Origin of the sequence: Bosea sp. ANAM02, from assembly GCF_011764485.1 — a bacterium.
GTDB lineage: Bacteria > Pseudomonadota > Alphaproteobacteria > Rhizobiales > Beijerinckiaceae > Allobosea.
In genome coordinates, this window is the sequence record NZ_AP022848.1 from 4,624,376 (window position 1) to 4,643,374 (window position 18,999).

Consider the following 18,999-nt stretch of genomic DNA (forward strand, 5'->3'; position numbering starts at 1 on the left):
CCGCCTCTGCCGAAAGAACCGCCCATGTCCGTTCGTGCCCGCTCCCTTGCCCTGACGCTGGGGCTCAGTGCCCTCATGCTTCCCGCCATCGCCAGCGCCCAGGCGCTCGTCGTGTGCTCCGAGGCCAGCCCCGACTATCTCAATCCGCAATTCACCGGCCAGAACACCGCCTTCGACGTCGCCGCGCAGATCTATGAGCGCCTGACGGCGACGGAGCGCGGGGGATCGCAGATCATCCCCAGCCTCGCCGAGTCCTGGACGATTTCGGACGACGCGCTGACCTATACGTTCAAGCTGCGCAAGGGCGTGAAATGGCACGCCGGCAAGAATTTCACGCCGACGCGGGACTTCAACGCCGACGACGTGGTCTTCTCGTTCCAGCGGATGCTCGATCCGAACCATCCCTTCCACAAGGTCGGCAGCGGCAATTTCAGCTTCTTCGCCGAAATCGTGAAGCCCAGCCTGAAAGCGGTCGAGAAGGTCGACGACTACACGGTCAAGCTGACCCTCTCGAAGCCGAACTCGCCGCTGCTCTCGGCGCTCTCGGTCGAGCCGATGTCGATCCTCTCGGCCGAATACGGCGCCGCGATGCTGAAGGCCGGCACCCCCGAGCAGATCGATTTCACGCCGATCGGCACCGGCCCATTCTCCCTGGTTTCCTATCAGAAGGACGCCGTGATCCGCTTCAAGGCGGTGCCGGACCACTGGACCAAGGCCGTCGGAAATCGCGACCGCATGGCGCTGGTCAACGACCTGATCTTCGTGATCACGCCGGATGCCGCCGTACGCTTCGCCAAGGTGCGCTCGGGCGAATGCCAGATCGCGCGCTATCCGAACCCGGGCGACCTGCCGGCGATGAAGGCGGAGCCGACGCTGAACGTGCTGCAGGGCAGCATCGCCGACCAGAGCTTCCTCGCCTTCAACCAGCAGAAGAAGCCCTTCGGCGACAAGCGGGTGCGCGAGGCCCTGGCCTATGCGACCAACATCCCGGCGATCATCGATGCGGTCTATCAGGGCACCGGCAAGATCGCCGCCGCCGCCGTGCCGCCCTCGCTCTGGTCGCATGATGCCGACCTGAAGCCGCGCCCCTACGATCCCGAGAAGGCCAAGGCCCTGCTGAAGGAAGCCGGCCTCGCCGACGGCTTCGAGACCACGCTCTGGGCCATTCCGGTGGTGCGCGCCTATATGCCGAACGGCCGTCGCGCGGCCGAGCTGATCCAGGCCGACTGGGCCAAGATCGGTGTCAAGGCGACGATCCAGACCTTCGAATGGGGCGAATATCTCAAACGCGGCCGGGCCGGCGACCATGAGGTCGGCATGTTCGGCTATACCTGGGACTATCCCGACCCGAGCCAGATCCTGCTCTCGGGCTGGACCTGCGAGGGCGTCAAGAGCGGCGCCAACCGCGCCCGCTGGTGCAACCAGGAGGCCTCGGACGCGCTGGCCAAGGCCAACACGATCACCGACCAGGGCGAACGGGCCAAGCTCTACAAGCGCTTCCAGGAGCTGTTCCACCAGGATGTCGCGGGTCTGCTCTTCGCCAATGCGCAGGCCTTCACGCCGGTGCGCAAGGAGGTGAAGGACTACAAGATCCACTTCTTCGGCGGCCAGCCCTTCTACGGCGTCTCCATCGCCAAGTAATCGTCCGTCATGCTCGCCGCGGCAGCCTTCCCGCTGCCGCGGTCGACTGCCTGCGCGGTCATGCGGGCCGCACAGGGCCTTCCTGGAGCTCCCCCATCATGCGCATCTATATTTCCGCCGATATCGAAGGCATCGCCGGCGTCGTCACCCGCGACCAGACCCTGGTCGAAGGTTTCGAATACCAGGCCGCCCGTGTCTGGATGACCGACAGCGTCACCGCGGCGGCGCAAGCCGCCTATGACAGCGGCGCCAGCGAGGTCGTGATCGCCGACAGCCATGGCCGGGCGCAGAACCTGCTGCTGGATCGACTGCCGCGCGACGTCCAGCTCGTGCGCGCCCATCCCCGCCCGCTTTCGATGATGCAGGGCGTCGAAGCCGGCGCCTATGAGGGCGCGCTCTTCATCGGCTACCACACGGGATCGACCAATCCAGAGGGCGTGCTGGCGCATACCTTCCGCGGCGCCTCGCTGCGGGAAGTGCGGGTCAACGGTGTCGCGGTGCCGGAGGCCGGCATCAACGCGGCCATCGCCGGGCATTTCGACGTGCCGGTCCTGCTCGTCAGCGGCGACGACGCCACCATCGCCGAGACCAGGGGGTTCCTGCCCGATATCGAAGGCGTGACGGTGAAATGGGCGCATAGCCGCCAATCGGCCCGCACGCTGATGCCGGAGGCTTCCTACGCGCTGATCGCGGAGGGGGTGAAGCGCGCCATCGCGCGGCGGGCCTCGATCAAGCCCTACCGGATCGCAGGGCCGATCACGCTCGAGGTCAGTTTCCTGTTCCGCCAGCCGGTCGAATATCTCGTCATGCTGAAGCTCGTCGAGCGGGTCGACGCCTTCACGATCCGCTATGTCGCGGACGACATCCTTGATCTCCAGCGCTTTTTGGTGTTTGCGCTGGGCTACAGCTCGACATTGCAATAAATCAAAACGACCTGCCGGCGCGCGGCGAACGCGTCCACGCCGGCCAATAACATTGGCAGACCCATGCTGCGCTTCATCTTCACCCGGCTGAGCCTGGTCGTCCCGACCTTCATCGGCATCACGCTGCTGGCCTTCTTCCTCGTCCGCCTCGTCCCCGGCGATCCGATCGAGACCATGGCCGGCGAACGCGGCATCGACGCCGCCCGCCACGCCCAGCTCCTGACCGAATACGGACTCGACCGGCCGCTGCTCGTCCAGTACGGCAAATATATCGAGCGCGTCGTGCAGGGCGATCTCGGCAAGTCGATCGTCACGCGCGAGAACGTGCTGACCGAGTTCGGCCAGCTCTTTCCGGCAACGATCGAGCTCGCGATCTGCGCCATCCTGATCGCGCTGATCGTCGGGCTCCCGGCCGGCATCATCGCCGCGGTGAAGCGCAACTCGATCTTCGACCATGGCGTGATGGGGATATCGCTCACCGGCTATTCGATGCCGATCTTCTGGTGGGGCCTGCTGCTGATCCTGCTGTTCTCGGTGCAGCTCGGCATCACGCCGGTCTCGGGCCGGATCGCGGTGCAGTATTTCATCGAGCCGGTCACCGGCTTCCTCACCATCGACAGCCTGCTCGCCGGCGATATCGACGCCTTCTGGTCGGCGCTGTCGCATCTCGCCCTGCCGGCGATCGTGCTCGGCACCGTGCCGCTCGCCGTGATCGCCCGCATGACCCGCTCGGCGATGCTGGAAGTGCTGGGCGAGGACTACATCCGCACCGCCCGCGCCAAGGGCATGGCGCCGATCCGGGTCGTGGCGATGCATGCCCTGCGCAACGCCCTGATCCCGGTCGTCACCGTCATCGGCCTGCAGGTCGGGGCACTCTTCACCGGCGCGATCCTGACCGAGACGATCTTCTCCTGGCCCGGCGTCGGCAAATGGCTGATCGAGGCGATCAGCCGGCGCGACTATCCCGTGCTGCAGGGCGGCACGCTGCTTCTCGGCATCGTCGTGATGAGCGTCAATCTCTTCGTTGACCTGCTCTACGGCCTGATCAACCCGCGCATCAGGCACGCGAAATGACCCGTCGTTCCGTTCTTCGCTCCCATTGGAGCCGCGTCGCATGAGCACCGAAACCATCAATGTCCCGGCCGCCGTGCCGAGCGTCGCGCCGCCCCATCCGCTGCGCGAGTTCTGGACCTATTTCAGCGCCAATCGCGGCGCCGTGGCCGGCCTCGTCGTCATCGTCCTCGTGCTGCTCTGCGCCCTGTTCGCGCCATGGATCGCGCCGCATGACCCGAACCTGACCAACAATACGGTCTTTCTGAAGCCGCCGTTCTGGCAGGAGGGCGGCTCGCTGTCCTATCCGCTCGGCACCGACGCGATCGGCCGCGACATCCTCTCGCGCCTGCTCTTCGGCGCGCGGCTCTCGCTCGTCATCGGCATCGCGGTCGTGGCGCTCGCCATCGTCGTCGGCATCGTGCTCGGGCTGATCGCCGGCTATTTCAAGGGCCTCGCCGATATCGCGATCATGCGCCTGATGGACATCCTGATGACGATGCCGAGCCTGCTGCTCGCCATCGTCATCGTCGCGATCCTCGGCCCCGGCCTGATGAACGCGATGCTCGCGGTCGCCATCGTCGTGCTGCCGCATTACGTGCGCATCACGCGCGCCGCCGTCATCGCCGAGGCGAGCAAGGACTATGTCGTCGCCGCTCAGGTCTCGGGCGCGCAGACGGTGCGCCTGATGTTCTCGGAGATCCTGCCGAACTGCGCCGCGCCGCTCATCGTGCAGGCGACGCTCGGCGTCTCCACCGCGATCCTCGACGCCGCCGCGCTCGGCTTCCTCGGCCTCGGCGCCCAGCCGCCGACACCGGAATGGGGCACGATGCTCGCCGATGCGCGCGAGTTCGTGCTGCGCGCCTGGTGGGTCGTCACCTTCCCGGGTCTGGCCATCCTCATCACCGTGCTCGCCTTCAACCTTCTCGGTGACGGCCTGCGCGATGCGCTCGACCCCAAGCTGAAGCGCTGATCCCATGCCCCTGCTCGAAATCGAAAACCTCAGCGTCGAGTTCCCGACCTCCCAGGGAACGCTCCGCGCCGTCGACCGCATCGATCTCACCCTCGACGAGGGTGAGGTGCTTGGCGTCGTCGGCGAATCCGGCTCCGGCAAATCCGTCACCATGCTCGCGCTGATGGGCCTCGTCGGCTATCCCGGCCGCGTCCGCGCCGACAAGCTGCGCTTCGACGGCCGCGACCTCCTGACCATGTCCGCGCGCGAGCGCCGCCAGCTCACCGGCAAGGACGTGGCGATGATCTTCCAGGAGCCGAGCACCAGCCTGAACCCGTGCTTCACCATCGGCTTCCAGCTCGCCGAGACGCTGCGGAAGCATGAGGGCATGGACCGCAAGGCGGCGAAGCGCCGGGCGATCGAGCTTCTGGAACAGGTCGGCATCCCTGCCGCCGAGAGCCGCCTCAAGGCCTTTCCGCATCAGCTCTCGGGCGGCATGAACCAGCGCGTGATGATCGCGATGGCGATCGCCTGCAATCCGCGCCTGCTGATCGCCGACGAGCCGACGACTGCGCTCGACGTCACCATCCAGGCGCAGATCCTCGAACTGCTCATGACGCTGCAGCGCGAGCGCAACATGGCACTCGTCCTGATCACCCACAACATGGGCGTCGTCGCCGAGACGGCGCAGCGCATCATGGTGATGTATGCCGGGCAGATCATGGAGGAGCGCAAGGTCGACGCGCTCTTCGCCGATCCGCAGCATCCCTATTCCGCCGCCCTGCTCGCCGCGCTGCCGGAGCGCAGCGAGGATGCAACCCGGCTCGCCACCATCCCCGGCATGGTGCCGGGCCTGAACGACCGGCCGAAGGGCTGCCTGTTCAGTCCGCGCTGCGCCTATGCGACCGATCATTCCCGCAACATCCAGCCGGAGCTCCGCAACTGGGCGGACGGACGCGTACGCTGCCATTACCCGCTCGGCGATCTCCAGCGCGATGCCGCGCGCGCCCGCGACGAAGCCGGCCAGGCGAAGGAGGCCGTGCGATGAGCAACCCGGTCATCGAGGCGCGCGAGCTGACCCAGGTCTACCCGGTCAAGCAGGGGCTCTTCCGCGCCCCGGCGCAGTTGCAGGCGGTGAACAAGGTCTCCTTCGCGGTCGAGGCCGGCCGCACGCTCGCCGTCGTCGGCGAGTCCGGCTGCGGAAAGTCGACGCTGGCGCGCATGGCGACGCTGATCGAGAAGCCGACAGCGGGCACGCTGACTCTCGACGGGCTGGATGCCGTCTCGCCGCCGGCAAGCGAGCGTCGGCGACTGCGCCGCACGGTGCAGTTCGTGTTCCAGAACCCCTATGGCTCGCTCAATCCGCGCAAGAAGATCGGGACGATCCTGGAGGAGCCGCTCAAGATCAACACCGACCTCTCCCCGGCCGATCGCACCGAGAAGGCCCGCGCGATGATGGCCAAGGTCGGCCTGCGGCCCGAGCACTACGCCCGCTACCCACACATGTTCTCGGGCGGCCAGCGCCAGCGCATCGCGATCGCCCGCGCGCTGATCCTCTCGCCCAAGGTCGTGGTGGCGGACGAGCCGGTCTCGGCGCTCGACATCTCGATCCAGGCGCAGGTGCTGAACCTGCTCGCCGATCTGCAGGACGAGCTGAAGCTCGCCTATCTCTTCATCTCGCACGATCTCAGCGTCGTCCGCCACATCGCCCATGACGTGATGGTGATGTATCTCGGCAATGCGATCGAACACGGGCCGAAGGAGCGGATCTACGCGCGGCCGCTGCATCCCTACACGCAGGCGCTGCTCGCTTCGACCCCGCGCGTCGACGCCGGCAAGCGCGAGCGCATCATCTTGCGCGGCGAACTGCCCTCTCCGCTCAATCCGCCGAAGGGCTGCGTGTTCTCGACCCGCTGCCCGCATGTCACCGATCGCTGCCGCGTCGAGCGCCCTGAGAAGCGCGAGATCGACGGCCGCGCGGTCGCCTGCCACTACGCCGAGGAGTTTCTCGCCACGGCCGCTTGATCCGAGGAGAACTCGTCGGGCAGTGACGGCACGCCTCATGCCAAACTAGCCCACTCGTCTCCCATCGCATTCCGGCTGCCGTTGGGTTCGCCGCCCGTAACGCTTGCGCTTTCATGTTTACAGCGCGCCGACTTGTTTCAATGCAATGCAACCTTCCACGAACCATCAGTTCAGTCCCAATGAAAACTGGACGAGTCCGCGGTTGTGGAGTCAGATTGCGCTTCCGGTTCAAAGCGACTGGAGAGCGGAATGCGCACTGAAGCTGAGACGATCAACCGCCATATCGGAGATCGGCTGCGCGTTATCCGTAAGAAACGCGGCCTGAGCCAGGCTGACCTTGGGGCCGTCCTCGACGTCTCGTTCCAGCAGATGGGAAACTACGAAAAGGGCAAGGACCGCCTCAGCGCCGGCGCGCTCTTTCTGCTTGCGCGCTTCCTCGGGATCAGCCCGGCGGCCTTCTTCGAAGGCCTGTCCTCGCCCGAAGCGGGCTTCGCCGAGGATGGCGCGGCCTACGCACAGGCGATCGAAAGGCTACCCCAATCCGACAAGCTCGACGCCGCATTCGGGCGCATCCGCTCGCAGCGCGACCGGGCGCTTGCCGTCGCGATCGTGGAGACAATCGCGCGGCGCGACGACGGCGCGGCCTGACCGCATAATCCGCGAAGCAACCCAGGCGGCCGGGTGCATATCCTCGACCCAACCTCCTGGATTGCTTCATCGCCCGTTCCCCGCAATGGCGGCTTGCGCGGAGGGCAACCTCCTGTCGGAGCAATGCCCCACCGGATGGCCTGCATTTTGGCCTGTCCGGCAGGCCCTAGCCACGCCCCTCATTCAGCTCGCGCTGCACGGCGATGGCGATATCCGGCCGGTCGGTCGTGAAGGCACTTACGCCATCGGCGAAGGCCTTGCGGATCGCCGGTTCGTCATGGGCACCGTAATAGCCGAGTGTCACGGCCTCGCTGCGGCAGACCTCCCCATCACCGTCCCTCGCCTGACTGATGCGGATCGCGATTTCACGCACGCCGGTCGCGATCGCGTCGCGGCAGAGGCCGCGCAGATCGCGCGAGGGCGGCGCCAGCAGCTTGTCCGCGATGAGCCAGATCGACGGCGACGAAGGCGCGAGGCATCGCAGCTCGGCCAGCGTCGGCAGATCGAAGGAGGTGAAGGTCGTCCGGTCGAGCAGGCGCCTTTCCTTCAAGCGCGTCACCACCTGTGCCTCCATCCCCGGATAGCGTGCGCCACCCTGGCGCGTCTTGAGCTCGATGCGCAGCCTGATGCCGCTCGGCTCAAGGATGTCGAGGACCTCGTCGAAGCTCGGAATGGTCTCGCCGTCCGCTCCGATCAATTGCACGGTCTGCAACGCGGTCCAGTCCATCTCGCCGACCGCGCCGTCTCCCGAAGCCGTCCGGCCCAGCAAGGGATCGTGATGGACGACCAGCACGCCGTCGCGGCTGCGATGGATGTCGAACTCGATGAAATCCACCGGCAGGGCCGCGGAATTGCGGAAGGCGAGGCGGCTGTTCTCTGGCCAGATTCTGGCGCCGCCGCGATGCGAGGCGATGTCCGTCATATCTCTGTCACCCTACGGAGCGATGCCTGTGTATGCAATATAAGTTGCCGATTGGCTAATCTGCAATTTAACTTGCAGATTACTGCAAGGCTCCGTTAGGCTGCGGGGCATGGACGAGACGATGAACCTGACGGAGATCATCGCGGCGCGACGGGAGGAGCTGACCGAGTCGGATCGCCGGCTGGTCGAGGTTCTGCTGGCCAACCGCACGGCGGGCAGCTTCCTGCCGTCGCACAAGGTCGCCGAGCAGGCCGGCGTGCACGCTTCCACCGCCGGGCGCCTTGCCCGCAAGCTCGGCTTTGCTTCCTACCGCGAGATGCGCGGGGCGCTGCAGGACACGGTCGTCGCCGATCTCGACGCCTCGGTCAGGGTGCGGCGCCGGCTCGACCGGGTGCGCGGCGATTCCCTGCTCGGCTCGGTCGTCGAGGGCGAGATCCGTGCGCTCGGCGCGCTGGTGAGCCAGATCTCCGATGCCGAGATCGTCGCGGCAGCCGGGATGCTGCGGCAGGCCGGGCGCATCCTCGTCGCCGGCGAGGGCCATGCCAGCAGCCTCGCCGACCTGTTCGTGCGGCGCCTCGTCCGGTCCGGCTATCGCGCGGCGGTCGTCGCCCATGCCGACTGGCAGGCGGCCGACCAGTTGCTCGGCCTGGCCGCCGGCGACGTCGTCGTCGCGCTGATCTTCCGCCACGAAAGCCCGGCGATGACGCGCGTCATCGCCTGCGCCCGCGAGATTGGAGCGAAGACGCTCCTGGTCACCGACCGGCGCACCGGCGTGCCGGCCTGCGACCTCCAGCTCGTCGCTGCGCGCGGCGAGCTGGGCGAATTCCATTCGCTGACGGTGCCGATGGCGATCTGCAACACGCTGATCCTGGAACTGTCGCGCACCGATGACGGCCGCTCGCTGGAAACACTGGCGAAGGTCGAGACCCTGCAACGCCTGTTTCGCGGCAAGCCCGGATAGGGCTGCCGCAGCGACGATGACGGAACACCAAACGATTCCGATGGGAGGATGACATGACGAACCCGATGACACGCAAAGCGCCGCTCGGAATCATGCTTGGCGCAGGCCTCGCCATCGCGGCCGGGTTAAGCGCCACCGCACAGGAACGGCCCGCCCTCACGGTCGCTGTCAACGAGCTTGCGCGCTCGCTCGATCCCGGCGAGCACACCGGCAATGTCGACATCCGCATCTACTATTCGATCTTCGATACGCTGATCCGGCGGGACTTCGCCAAGCCTAAAGCCGACGGCGGCGCCAATCTCGTGCCCGGCCTCGCCGAGAGCTGGTCGTGGTCGACGCCGACCACCTTCGACCTGAAGCTGCGCCGCGGCGTCACCTGCCACGACGGCAGCCCCTTCGACGCGAACGACGTGCTGGCAACCTTCTCGCCGGATCGGCTCTGGGGGCCGAAGGCCTATTATCCCGAAGGCCGCGTCTATTTCGGTCATTTCACCAATGTCGAGAAGCTCGACGACTTCACCGTCCGGATCACCGTGGCGCAGCACGACCCGATCATCGAGCACCGCCTGTCTAGCTACATGTCCTTCGCGATCTGCGACGAACCGTGGAACGCCTTCCGCAAGGAGGGGGTCGATTCCAAGGTCTGGATGGACCAGGCGGCGAAGGCGCTGCGCTGGAAGCCGGTCGGCACCGGCCCCTACAGCTTCGTCGACTACCAGAAGAACGACAGGATCACGCTCGCGGCCTTCGACCGCTATTACGGCGGTGCGCCTGCGGCCAAGTCCATCACCTTCCGCTCGGTCCCCGAGGTCGCGGCCCGCGTCGCCGGCCTCGTCGCCGGCGATTTCGACATCGCCGTCGAATTGCCGCCGGACCAGTGGGACGGCCTGAAGCGCTACAAGGACGTCTCGGTGAAGACCGAGCCGCTGGAGAACAGCCATGTCCTCCAGTTCAACACCAACGACCCCGTGTTGTCAGACAAGAAGCTGCGCCACGCGATGAGCCTGTCGATCGACCGCAAGGCCCTGATCGACGCGCTCTGGAAGGGCCAGACCTTCACGCCCAACGGCCATCAGCTCCCGAGCTTCGGGCCGATGTATGTGAAGGAGAACAAGGGCTACGCCTACGACCCGGCGCTCGCGAAGAAGCTGCTCGCGGAAAGCAGCTACAAGGGGCAGGAAATCTCCTACCGGCTGATCCCGAACTACTACCTCTACAATGTCGAGGCGGCGCAGGTGATCCAGGAGATGTGGCGCGCGGTCGGCATCAATGCCCGCATCGATTTCGTCGACAGCTTCAAGGAGGTGCGCAAGCCGGGCGCCCAGGTCTTCGCCTGGTCGAACACCTACCGCGTTCCCGACCCCTCCGGCGCGATCCTGACGCTCTGGGGTCCCGACAGCGAGAACCAGAAGACCTGGAAGCTCTATGGCGCGAGCCCGGCCTTCAACGACGCCGCCAAGGCGCTGACTGCCGAGACCGACGAGGCCAAGCGCCGGGCGGTCTTCGCCAAGCTGCTGACGGCCTTCGAGGACGATATGCCGATGACGATGCTTTACAACCCCGTCACCGGCTATGGCGTGAAGAAGGGCATCGAGTGGACGCCCTACAGCCAGTACTACATGGACTTCCGCCCCTCGAACTTCTCGCTGGCCGCGAAGTGACGGAAAGGGAACGCAGGATCGGCCCCGACGGGGGCGGCGATGCGCTGCTCTCCGTCGAGGGACTGACCGTCGGCTTCCGCACCGCCAGAGGCTATGCCGACATCCTGCACGCGGTCTCCTTCGCCGTGCGGCCGGGCACGACGACCTGCATCGTCGGCGAAAGCGGCAGCGGCAAGAGCGTCTCCTGCCAGGCGGTGCTCGGTCTGCTGCCTGGGAACGGGCGCCGGACGGCGGGGCGCATCCTGTTCGAAGGGCGCGACCTCGCCGCCGCCAGCGAGGCCGAGCTGGAGACCATCCGCGGCCGCGGCGTCGGCATGGTGTTCCAGGACCCGCTGGGATCGCTCAACCCGCTGCACACGGTCGGGACACAGTTGCGCGAGACCTTGCGCCTGCACACCGCGCTTTCCGAGCCGCAGCGTCAGGCCCGCGCGCTGGAGCTTCTGCGCCTCGTCGGCATCCCCGAGCCGGAGCAGCGCCTCGCATCCTATGTCCACCAGTTCTCCGGCGGCATGGCGCAGCGCGTCATGATCGCGATGGCGCTGGCTTGCGAGCCGCGCCTGCTGATCGCGGACGAGCCGACCACCGCGCTCGACGTCACCATCCAGGCGCAGATCCTCGACCTCCTGAACAGGCTCAAGGCCGAGCTCGGCATGGCGATCCTGTTCGTCACCCATGATCTCGGCGTCGTCGCCGAGATGGCCGACGACGTCGTGGTGATGCGCCATGGCCGCGTCGTCGAAGCCGGCCCGGCGGAGCGCCTGCTCAAGGCCCCTGAAGCGCCCTATACGCGCGAGCTGCTGGCAGCGATGCCGCGCCTCGACGTTGCCGCGCCGGTCTATCGCGAACGGGCAGCGTCATGAGCGCCGCGATCGAGCCCTTGCTGCGCGTCTCAGGTTTGCGCCGGCATTTCGGCGGCGGGCGCACCTTCCTGCGGACGCAGCGGACCATCCGCGCCGTCGAGGACGTCTCGCTGACCCTGCGGATCGGCGAGACGCTCGGGCTCGTCGGCGAATCCGGCTGCGGGAAATCGACGACAGGTCGAATGATCGTCGGGCTCGAGCGGCCGAGCGGCGGCGAAATCCTGTTCAAGGGCCGCGACCTCACAAGCCTGACGCCGAAGGATTGGCAGCGGCAGCGCCGCGACATCCAGATGATCTTCCAGAACCCGCAATCGGCGCTCGATCCGCGGCTCAGCATCGGCCGGCAGATCCGCGAGCCGCTCGACCTGCACGAGATCGGCGAACGCAGCGGGCGCGACGCGGAAGTCCTAAGCCTGATGCAGGCCGTGGCGCTGGCGCCGGAGATGGCGGACCGCTTCCCGCATCAGATCAGCGGCGGGCAGGCACAGCGGGTGGTGATCGCGCGGGCGCTGGCGATGAAGCCGAGCCTGATCGTCTGCGACGAGCCGGTCTCGGCGCTCGACGTCTCCGTGCAGGCGACGGTGACGGAGCTTTTGCAGGAGCTGCAGGAGCGCTTCGACATCGCCTATCTCTTCATCTCGCACGACCTGCGCGTGGTGAAGAAGCTCTCGCACCGCATCGCCGTGATGTATCTCGGCCAGATCGTCGAGGAAGGCCCGACGGACCCGGTCTACCAACAGCCGATGCACCCCTATACGATGGCCCTGCTCGCCGCGATTCCGGACCTTTCGGCCGCGCGCGAGGCCCGGTCCGTGCGCCTCGCAGGCGATCCGCCCTCGCCGGCCAACCCGCCGGCCGGCTGCCATTTCCACACGCGCTGTCCCTATGCCCGTCCGCGCTGCTCGGCCGAGATGCCGAAGCTGCGTCCAATGGGCGAAGGCCGCAGCGTCCGCTGCCATTTTGCTGGTGAACTGGGAGTTGCGTCATGACCCCGCCACTCGTCATCGCACATCGCGGCCATTCCGCCCGCTATCCCGAGAACACGCTGGAGGCCTATCGCGCCGCGATCGCGTCGGGTGCCGATCTTGTCGAGACCGATGCGCGGCTCAGCGCCGACGGCATCGTCATCGCGTCGCATGATCCCGATCTCGTCCGGGTCGCAGGCAGCGATGCCGCGATCGTGGAGACGTCTCACGAACAGCTCAAGGCCATCGCCCGCTCCGGCGGCGTTCAGCTCGCGACGCTGGCAGAGGCGCTCGCCGCGATCTGCCCGCATCGCGAAGCGCTGATCGACATCAAGACGAAAGACCTCGCGATCATCGACGCGGTGCTCGCGGTGATCAGGGACCTGGACCTGCTCGACCGGGTCTGGATCGGCGCGCGCGAGGTGCTTCAGGTTGCCCATGCCACGCTCAAGGTGCCGGGCATCCGCATGCTCGCCTTCCTGCCCGACAAGGCCAATCCGGATCACTATGCCGCCGCGGGCGCGAGCGCTTTCCGCATCTGGGAGGGCGCTCTCGACGGCCCGGTCGCGTCGCGGCTGCTGGGGCGCGTGCCCGTCTGGGTCACGGCCGGAGGCACCGGCACCGGCCGCATCGTCGGCGATGTCGATGGCGACGGTCTTCGCGCCATCCTCGCGCATGCGCCGCAGGCCGTGCTGCTCAACGACCCCGACCTGCTGACCGGCTTCCAGAGCCGCAAGGCCTCGTGATGCCCGGCCGGCTCTTCCTGACCAAGCTGGCGCGCGGCCTGCTGACCGTGTGGCTGATCGTGACGCTGACCTTCGTTGCGCTCAATCTGTCTGGCGACCCCATCGAGGCGCTGGTCGGCGACCAGGCTCCGGCCGAGGTCGTCGCGCATTACCGCGAGAAATTCGGCCTCGACCGACCGCTGTGGCAGCAATACGTCTCCTATGTCGCGGGAATCGCGCAGGGCGATTTCGGCCTGTCGCTGTCCGATCAGCAGCCTGCGATCGAGCTCATCGCCGCGGCGCTGCCGCGCACGCTCCGGCTCGGGCTCACCGCCTTCCTGCTCGGCCTCGTCCTCGGCGTCGGGCTCGGCATCGTCGCGGCGCTCAACCGCAACCGGGCGATCGACCGCTTCGTGATGAGCTTCGCCGTGCTCGGCTTCAGCCTGCCGAATTTCTTCCTGGGTATCCTGCTGATCCTGCTGTTCTCGCTGCATTGGCGCCTGCTGCCGAGTTCGGGCGACCAGACGATCTGGCACCTGATCCTGCCGGCGATCACGCTCGGCACGCATTTCGCCGGCACCTTCGCCCGCTTCACCCGCTCGGCCATGCTCGAGGTGCTGAACAAGCAATATGTCGTCGCCGCCCGGGCCAAGGGTGTTCCACGCCCGCGCCGGGTGCTCTGGCATGCCCTGCCCAATGCCGCGATCCCGATCATCACGATCATCGGCCTCAAGCTCGGCGATCTCGTCGCCGGCTCGATCATCGTCGAGACCGTCTTCGCAGTGCCTGGCGTCGGGCGGCTGCTGGTCAACGCGGTGACCTCGCGCGATTTCGCGCTGGTGCAGGCGATCCTGATCATGACCTCGATCACGATGGTTCTCGCCAACCTCGCCGTCGACGCGATCTACGCGCTGATCGACCCGCGCATGCGCGCCGCCCGCTCGGAGAGCTGAGATGGCGCTGACGACCCTCTTCCGCCGGAAGGACGATGCGCCGGTGAAGGCCGAAGCGCGCTATCCGGCCCTCGTCATCGCGGCGCTCGTCCTGCTCGGCCTGATCCTCGTGATCTTCCTCTTCGCCGACTGGCTCGCGCCTTACGACTACCGCACGCAGTCGCTGCTGAAGCGTCTGAAGCCGCCGAGCTTTCTCGGCGGCCTGCCGCAGCACCCGCTTGGCACCGACGAACTCGGGCGCGACGTCCTCAGCCGCCTGATCTACGCGATCCGCTTCAGCGTGCTGGTCGCGCTCGGCGGCACGCTGATCGGCGCCCTGATCGGCACCACGCTCGGCTTCATCGCGGCCCATTTCCGCGGGCTCACCGAGGAAGCGATCATGATGCTGGCGGACGTGCAGGCGTCCTTGCCCTTCATGATGATCGCGCTGGCGCTGATTGCCCTGTTCGGCGGCGGCTTCTTCCTGTTCGTGGCGATCATGGGCTTCTATGGCTGGGAGGTCTTCGCGCGATTGACGCGCGGCGTCGTCATCGCCGCCAACACGCAGGGTTATGCCACCGCCGTGACCGCACTCGGGGCGCCCGCCCGCCATGTCTATCTCCGGCATGTCCTGCCGAATATCCTGAGTGTGCTGATCGTCCAGTTCACGCTGAATTTCCCGCAGGTGATCCTGCTGGAGACCTCGCTCAGCTTCCTCGGCCTCGGCATCCGCCCGCCCCTGACCAGCCTCGGCCAGATGCTCGGCGCCGGCCGCGCCTATCTGACCAGCGCCTGGTGGATCGCGCTGCTGCCGGGCCTGGCGATCTTCCTGACGACGATGTCGATCTCGATCGTCGGCGACTGGATCCGCGACCGGCTCGACCCGACGCTGCAATCGCGCTGACCGGCTACCCTCAGGAAAGATCAGTCCGGCCGAGGATACGCCGGGCCGCTGTCCGCAACGCACGCTGATCGGCATAGCCGACCGCCTTGACGACCTGCTGCGGCGAAGCGCCATCGCTCGTCATCGTCATGGCCCTGAGCACGCGCAGGCGGGCACGCCAATCGCCCAGGCTCATCCCCGTCTCGGCCCTGAAGCCGCGCGTCAGGGTGCGCCGGCTCGCGCCGGCCCGCTCGGCCCAGCCGTCGAGATCGACGTCGAGCGCCGGGTCCTTCAGCAGCGCATCGCAGATCCGCCGCAGGCGCGGGTCGCGCGGCAGGGGGAGCGTCAGCGGGGTTTCGGGCGCTCGCGCGATCTCGTCGAGGATCAGCGCGGCGAGATGGCCGCCGCGCCCGGCCTCGTCATAGAGCAGCGGCTCGACTGACAGCGCCTCCAGTGCCGAAGCCAGCAGGGCCGAGACCTCCAGCACGCGACACCCCGAGGGCAGGACGCCGACCGCCTCGGGCGCGATATACGCCGAGCACATCGAGACCGCGCCATGCATTCTGACTTCATGGGAGAGACGCGGCGGTATCCAGAGCGCGTGCCGGGCCGGCAGAACCCAGGTGCCGTCCTCGGCCCGCACCAGCGTCAGCCCGGCCGTCGCATAGAGCAATTGCGCGCGCGGATGGCTGTGCCAGCCCGTACTCGCGCCGGACTCGTAGCTCTTCGGCATCACGGCAACCGCGCGCGGCACCGTCTGATAGGCCTCGCTTGCGTTGCGCATCCTATGCCCTGTTTGGCCCGATCATGTCGAATAACGACCCGACAGGCTTAGCGGGTCAAGCTAGGATCGCACATCATCGCTGCGAGATCGCCCATGATTCCCGAGACGCTGTCCAGGCGCACCCTGCTTTTCGTCAACGCGGCGCACGCGCTCGACCATTTCGTGCTGCTGATCTATCCGACCGCGGTGATCGCCATCGCGGCACAAACCGATCTCAGCTACGCGGAACTGATCGGCCTCGCCACCGGCGCCTTCGTCGCCTTCGGCCTGTGCTCCCTGCCGATGGGCTGGCTCTCGGACCGGTTCGGCCGGCGCAACATGCTCGCCGTGTTCTTCCTCGGCTATGGCCTGTCCTGCCTCGGCGTCGCCAGCGCGGACCGTCCCGCCGCCTTCGCCGGCTGGCTGCTCGTGCTCGGCGTGGCATCGGCGATCTATCACCCCGTCGGCTCGACCATGCTGGTCAGCCATGCCCGCCAGCTCGGCCGCGATCTTGGCGTCAACGCCGTCTGGGGCAATCTCGGCGCCGCTTCGGCCGCCGGCGTCACCGCGCTGATCGCCGCGCAATTCGGCTGGCGCTTCGCCTTCATCCTGCCCGGCCTCGTCTGCCTCGTGCTGGGCGCGGCGTTCCTCGCGCTGGTGCCCGGCGACGGAAACCCGTCCGCGAGCCGCTCCGGCAAGGCCGAGCTCGTCCCGGTCAGCCGGCCGATGGCGCTGCTCGTCGTTTTCGCCGTCGCGGTCATCGCCGGCGGCATGACCTTCAACATCACCACGATCGCGTTGCCGAAGGTCATCGACGAGCGGCTCGGCCTCGACCTGCCCTTGGCGCTGATCGGCTCTCTGGCGACGCTCGTCTTCGTCTTCGGCGCCGCGACGCAATGGCTGATGGGCCGCCTCGTCGATCGCTTCACGCTGCCGGCCCTGTTCGTCGGGCTCGCGCTATTCCAGCCGCTCGGCCTCGCGCTCGCGGCGACGACCTCCGGCGTGCCGCTGCTCATCGGCCTCGTCATGACCATGGCCGCGATCTACGGGCAGGTCGTCGTCAACGACGCGATGGTCGCCCGCTACGTGCCGGCGCAACATCGCGCCAAGGCCTTCAGCGTGCGCTATTTCCTCGGTTTCACGGTCAGCGGCTTCGTTGTGCCGATGCTGGCCCTGCTGCATGCGCAGGGCGGGTTCGGGCTCGTGCTGGCCGGCGCCAGCGTCTTCGGCCTGATCGTCTGGTGCGCCGCGCTGGCCTTCTTCTTCCTGGCGCAGGCCGCGCCCGCGGCGAGCACCGTGCCCGCCGAACAATAGATTCCGCCAACGGCCCGGTCAGCCTGCGCGAACACGCTCCCTTTCCGCGAGAGCGAGCAGGAGGTGGTAGAGCACCCGCACCGGGATCACGGTCTGGGTCGGCGTTCCATCTCTCGCCACCTGATTGAACCAGAGCCCGGTCTCGGGCGCGACGAACCAGCGAAACAGGCTGGCAAGATGCCTGTCGAGACGCGTAGCCGCATCGGCGTCATCCAGGAATTCGATCCGGGCGAGGAAGGCCTTGATCGCCTCGGTCTGAGGCCAGAGCAGCTTGGTCGAGGCCGTGATGCTGCCCGAGCGGTCGACAACGTCGAAAGCGGCGAGCGGGCCAGCCGCGCCGTTGTCGAGACCGTGCAGGATCGCGAAGTCATAGAGCCTCTCCGCCAGATCGCGCGCCTGCGTGTCGCCGGTAAGGCGCCAGTGATGCAGCAGGAGCCAGGTCCATTCGAAGTGATGGCCGGGCTCGCAGACCATGCCGGCCGCCCCGGGAGCGGGCTGCCAGTCATCGGTGAAATACTCGCCGAGCGTCCCGGCTCCGGCATCGACCAGGCGCTCGCGCGCCAGCCGGACGATCGCATCGGCGTGGTCGAGCCAGCGTCGCTCCCCGGTCGCTTCGGCCAGCGCGTGGAACGCCTCCAGCAGATGCATATGCGGGTTCTGCCGGCGCGGCAGGCTGCCCAGCGTGTCCTCGACGAAACCGCCCTGTGGATGCGCCATCTCGCTTGCGATGAAGCCGATCACCTCGTCGGCGATCGCGAGAGCCTGATCGTCCCGCGTCGCGCGATGGTACCAGGCCATGGCAAAGAGCACGAAGGCGAGATCGTAGAGATCGGTGCGGACATCTACGGCCGAGCCGTCCTCGCGGACCGAATGCAGGAAGCGCCCCTGCCCGCCTTCCCGGCAGGCATCGCGCAGGAAGGCGAAGCCGTGACGGGCGGCATCGAGCGCATGCCCCTGCGGGTCGAGCAGGTGGGCATGGCTGAAGACATAGATCAGCCGGGCGGTGACCAGCGTCGTCCGGACCGGGCCGGGCTCGCGGTCCGGATCGGCCGGATCGAACATCTCGACGTAACCGGCGCGGCCGGGCCGGACGGCGCGAGCGATCCAGGCCGGGATGAGGGTGTCGCTGAGCCACGCCTTCGACGGCAGGCCGGCGGCGGTTTCCAAGGCTTCTTCAGACTTCATCGGGCGTTACCTTCGGGGAGGCACTGCGACGAACCGGAGATCAAAGAACCGTGTCGTCGCGAACAGGCCGAATCGATAGCGCCTGCCGGACCGTGCGCCAAGACGAGCATCCCGCTCAGGCCGCGCCCCAGCCGACGACTTCCCGCATGGCGATATAGCTATGGTATTCCGCGACGTTCGGGTCGTCATGGAAGACCTCGCGGGTAAAGGCGGCATAGGCGGCCATGCTCTCGACCTGCAGATGCAGCACGAAATCGGCGTCCCCCGTCACATAGGAAGCGTGTTTGACCTCGGGCCGGGCCTGGAGCTTGCGGGCGAAATCGCCATAGGTCCGCGAGCCCTGGATGATCGAGACGGTGACATGCACCGTCACCGGCACGCCCATCACCTCCGGACTGACGATCGAGACATCGGCCGTGATGACTTTTTCCGCCCGTAGCCGCCTCAATCGCCGCAGCACCGCGCTCTGGGACAGGCCCACGCGCTCGGCCAGCACCCGCGCCGGCGTCTGGTTGTCGGCCTGCATCTCTTTGAGCAAGGCATGATCAAACTTGTCGAGATCGACCGTTTTGGCCACGAAATACCCCAC

At 67.2% G+C, this 18,999-nt stretch carries 19 protein-coding genes; 15 read left to right on the forward strand and 4 right to left on the reverse strand.

Translation table 11 applies throughout. The features are described 5' to 3' along the window. The first annotated feature begins 24 nt into the window (after window positions 1-24). The 7 genes from OCUBac02_RS22055 (at window position 25) to OCUBac02_RS22085 (ending at window position 7,239) form a co-directional block, all read left to right on the forward strand. Window positions 25-1,641: an ABC transporter substrate-binding protein gene (locus OCUBac02_RS22055; RefSeq protein WP_173048705.1), complete on the forward strand. Its 1,617-nt coding sequence runs from the start codon at window positions 25-27 to the stop codon at window positions 1,639-1,641. A gap of 98 nt (window positions 1,642-1,739) precedes the next feature. Next, entirely contained in the window at window positions 1,740-2,564 is an 825-nt protein-coding gene (locus OCUBac02_RS22060) for a M55 family metallopeptidase (RefSeq protein ID WP_173048707.1), read from the forward strand. Window positions 2,565-2,627: 63 nt separating this feature from the next. Then, window positions 2,628-3,638 (forward strand): ABC transporter permease subunit, encoded by a 1,011-nt coding sequence (locus tag OCUBac02_RS22065; protein WP_047575092.1) that lies wholly within the window; start codon window positions 2,628-2,630, stop codon window positions 3,636-3,638. Window positions 3,639-3,678: 40 nt separating this feature from the next. After that, complete coding sequence (locus OCUBac02_RS22070; RefSeq protein ID WP_047575095.1) at window positions 3,679-4,587, forward strand: ABC transporter permease subunit; 909 nt, start codon at window positions 3,679-3,681, stop codon at window positions 4,585-4,587. Between the two features lie 4 nt (window positions 4,588-4,591). Further along, on the forward strand, window positions 4,592-5,614 hold the full coding sequence (locus OCUBac02_RS22075; RefSeq protein WP_047575098.1) for an ABC transporter ATP-binding protein: 1,023 nt from the start codon (window positions 4,592-4,594) through the stop codon (window positions 5,612-5,614). Beyond that, complete coding sequence (locus tag OCUBac02_RS22080) at window positions 5,611-6,591, forward strand: peptide ABC transporter ATP-binding protein (protein ID WP_173048709.1); 981 nt, start codon at window positions 5,611-5,613, stop codon at window positions 6,589-6,591. The genes OCUBac02_RS22075 and OCUBac02_RS22080 overlap by 4 nt, the downstream gene beginning before the upstream one ends. Before the next feature lie 249 nt (window positions 6,592-6,840). Further along, window positions 6,841-7,239 (forward strand): helix-turn-helix domain-containing protein, encoded by a 399-nt coding sequence (locus OCUBac02_RS22085; RefSeq protein WP_173048712.1) that lies wholly within the window; start codon window positions 6,841-6,843, stop codon window positions 7,237-7,239. Between the two features lie 166 nt (window positions 7,240-7,405). On the opposite strand, the gene OCUBac02_RS22090 is transcribed toward OCUBac02_RS22085, so the two are convergent. Further along, window positions 7,406-8,161, reverse strand: a complete 756-nt coding sequence (locus OCUBac02_RS22090) for a glycerophosphodiester phosphodiesterase family protein (protein WP_173048714.1) — start codon at window positions 8,159-8,161, stop codon at window positions 7,406-7,408. Window positions 8,162-8,270: 109 nt separating this feature from the next. Between OCUBac02_RS22090 and OCUBac02_RS22095 the strand changes: the two genes are divergently transcribed. The 7 genes from OCUBac02_RS22095 to OCUBac02_RS22125 are packed head-to-tail and all read left to right on the forward strand — an operon-like array spanning window position 8,271 to window position 15,169. Further along, window positions 8,271-9,122: a MurR/RpiR family transcriptional regulator gene (locus OCUBac02_RS22095; RefSeq protein WP_173048716.1), complete on the forward strand. Its 852-nt coding sequence runs from the start codon at window positions 8,271-8,273 to the stop codon at window positions 9,120-9,122. Between the two features lie 53 nt (window positions 9,123-9,175). Beyond that, on the forward strand, window positions 9,176-10,783 hold the full coding sequence (locus tag OCUBac02_RS22100; RefSeq protein ID WP_173048718.1) for an ABC transporter substrate-binding protein: 1,608 nt from the start codon (window positions 9,176-9,178) through the stop codon (window positions 10,781-10,783). Beyond that, entirely contained in the window at window positions 10,780-11,643 is an 864-nt protein-coding gene (locus OCUBac02_RS22105; RefSeq protein WP_173048720.1) for an ATP-binding cassette domain-containing protein, read from the forward strand. The genes OCUBac02_RS22100 and OCUBac02_RS22105 overlap by 4 nt, the downstream gene beginning before the upstream one ends. Beyond that, entirely contained in the window at window positions 11,640-12,632 is a 993-nt protein-coding gene (locus OCUBac02_RS22110; RefSeq protein WP_173048722.1) for an ABC transporter ATP-binding protein, read from the forward strand. The genes OCUBac02_RS22105 and OCUBac02_RS22110 overlap by 4 nt, the downstream gene beginning before the upstream one ends. After that, window positions 12,629-13,354 carry a glycerophosphodiester phosphodiesterase gene (locus OCUBac02_RS22115; RefSeq protein WP_173048724.1) on the forward strand — a complete coding sequence of 242 codons (726 nt, stop codon included), beginning with the start codon at window positions 12,629-12,631 and terminating at the stop codon, window positions 13,352-13,354. The genes OCUBac02_RS22110 and OCUBac02_RS22115 overlap by 4 nt, the downstream gene beginning before the upstream one ends. Further along, window positions 13,354-14,286, forward strand: a complete 933-nt coding sequence (locus OCUBac02_RS22120) for an ABC transporter permease (RefSeq protein WP_047579977.1) — start codon at window positions 13,354-13,356, stop codon at window positions 14,284-14,286. The genes OCUBac02_RS22115 and OCUBac02_RS22120 overlap by 1 nt, the downstream gene beginning before the upstream one ends. A gap of 1 nt (window position 14,287) precedes the next feature. Further along, the gene (locus OCUBac02_RS22125) at window positions 14,288-15,169 is read left to right on the forward strand and encodes an ABC transporter permease (RefSeq protein ID WP_173048726.1); all 882 of its coding nucleotides are present in this window, start codon (window positions 14,288-14,290) and stop codon (window positions 15,167-15,169) included. A gap of 10 nt (window positions 15,170-15,179) precedes the next feature. Here OCUBac02_RS22125 and OCUBac02_RS22130 read toward each other — a convergent pair whose 3' ends face one another. Then, window positions 15,180-15,932 (reverse strand): AraC family transcriptional regulator, encoded by a 753-nt coding sequence (locus OCUBac02_RS22130; RefSeq protein WP_173048728.1) that lies wholly within the window; start codon window positions 15,930-15,932, stop codon window positions 15,180-15,182. 93 nt (window positions 15,933-16,025) lie between these two features. Between OCUBac02_RS22130 and OCUBac02_RS22135 the strand changes: the two genes are divergently transcribed. After that, window positions 16,026-17,225 carry an MFS transporter gene (locus OCUBac02_RS22135; RefSeq protein WP_173048730.1) on the forward strand — a complete coding sequence of 400 codons (1,200 nt, stop codon included), beginning with the start codon at window positions 16,026-16,028 and terminating at the stop codon, window positions 17,223-17,225. 18 nt (window positions 17,226-17,243) lie between these two features. Here OCUBac02_RS22135 and OCUBac02_RS22140 read toward each other — a convergent pair whose 3' ends face one another. Together OCUBac02_RS22140 and OCUBac02_RS22145 are read right to left on the reverse strand one after the other, a co-directional pair. After that, window positions 17,244-18,410: an AGE family epimerase/isomerase gene (locus OCUBac02_RS22140; protein WP_173048732.1), complete on the reverse strand. Its 1,167-nt coding sequence runs from the start codon at window positions 18,408-18,410 to the stop codon at window positions 17,244-17,246. Between the two features lie 115 nt (window positions 18,411-18,525). After that, window positions 18,526-18,987 (reverse strand): Lrp/AsnC family transcriptional regulator, encoded by a 462-nt coding sequence (locus tag OCUBac02_RS22145; protein ID WP_047579992.1) that lies wholly within the window; start codon window positions 18,985-18,987, stop codon window positions 18,526-18,528. Window positions 18,988-18,999 lie beyond the last annotated feature (12 nt).

Bases quoted from the DNA above. Each gene is read 5' to 3' on its own strand.
- OCUBac02_RS22060 (WP_173048707.1), top strand. From the start codon at position 1,740: ATGCGCATCTATATTTCCGCCGATATCGAAGGCATCGCCGGCGTCGTC.
- OCUBac02_RS22110 (WP_173048722.1), top strand. From the start codon at position 11,640: ATGAGCGCCGCGATCGAGCCCTTGCTGCGCGTCTCAGGTTTGCGCCGG.
- OCUBac02_RS22055 (WP_173048705.1), top strand. From the start codon at position 25: ATGTCCGTTCGTGCCCGCTCCCTTGCCCTGACGCTGGGGCTCAGTGCC.
- OCUBac02_RS22125 (WP_173048726.1), top strand. From the start codon at position 14,288: ATGGCGCTGACGACCCTCTTCCGCCGGAAGGACGATGCGCCGGTGAAG.
- OCUBac02_RS22095 (WP_173048716.1), top strand. From the start codon at position 8,271: ATGGACGAGACGATGAACCTGACGGAGATCATCGCGGCGCGACGGGAG.
- OCUBac02_RS22065 (WP_047575092.1), top strand. From the start codon at position 2,628: ATGCTGCGCTTCATCTTCACCCGGCTGAGCCTGGTCGTCCCGACCTTC.
- OCUBac02_RS22080 (WP_173048709.1), top strand. From the start codon at position 5,611: ATGAGCAACCCGGTCATCGAGGCGCGCGAGCTGACCCAGGTCTACCCG.
- OCUBac02_RS22140 (WP_173048732.1), bottom strand. From the start codon at position 18,410: ATGAAGTCTGAAGAAGCCTTGGAAACCGCCGCCGGCCTGCCGTCGAAG.
- OCUBac02_RS22120 (WP_047579977.1), top strand. From the start codon at position 13,354: ATGCCCGGCCGGCTCTTCCTGACCAAGCTGGCGCGCGGCCTGCTGACC.
- OCUBac02_RS22090 (WP_173048714.1), bottom strand. From the start codon at position 8,161: ATGACGGACATCGCCTCGCATCGCGGCGGCGCCAGAATCTGGCCAGAG.
- OCUBac02_RS22135 (WP_173048730.1), top strand. From the start codon at position 16,026: ATGATTCCCGAGACGCTGTCCAGGCGCACCCTGCTTTTCGTCAACGCG.
- OCUBac02_RS22115 (WP_173048724.1), top strand. From the start codon at position 12,629: ATGACCCCGCCACTCGTCATCGCACATCGCGGCCATTCCGCCCGCTAT.
- OCUBac02_RS22100 (WP_173048718.1), top strand. From the start codon at position 9,176: ATGACGAACCCGATGACACGCAAAGCGCCGCTCGGAATCATGCTTGGC.
- OCUBac02_RS22130 (WP_173048728.1), bottom strand. From the start codon at position 15,932: ATGCGCAACGCAAGCGAGGCCTATCAGACGGTGCCGCGCGCGGTTGCC.
- OCUBac02_RS22075 (WP_047575098.1), top strand. From the start codon at position 4,592: ATGCCCCTGCTCGAAATCGAAAACCTCAGCGTCGAGTTCCCGACCTCC.
- OCUBac02_RS22085 (WP_173048712.1), top strand. From the start codon at position 6,841: ATGCGCACTGAAGCTGAGACGATCAACCGCCATATCGGAGATCGGCTG.
- OCUBac02_RS22070 (WP_047575095.1), top strand. From the start codon at position 3,679: ATGAGCACCGAAACCATCAATGTCCCGGCCGCCGTGCCGAGCGTCGCG.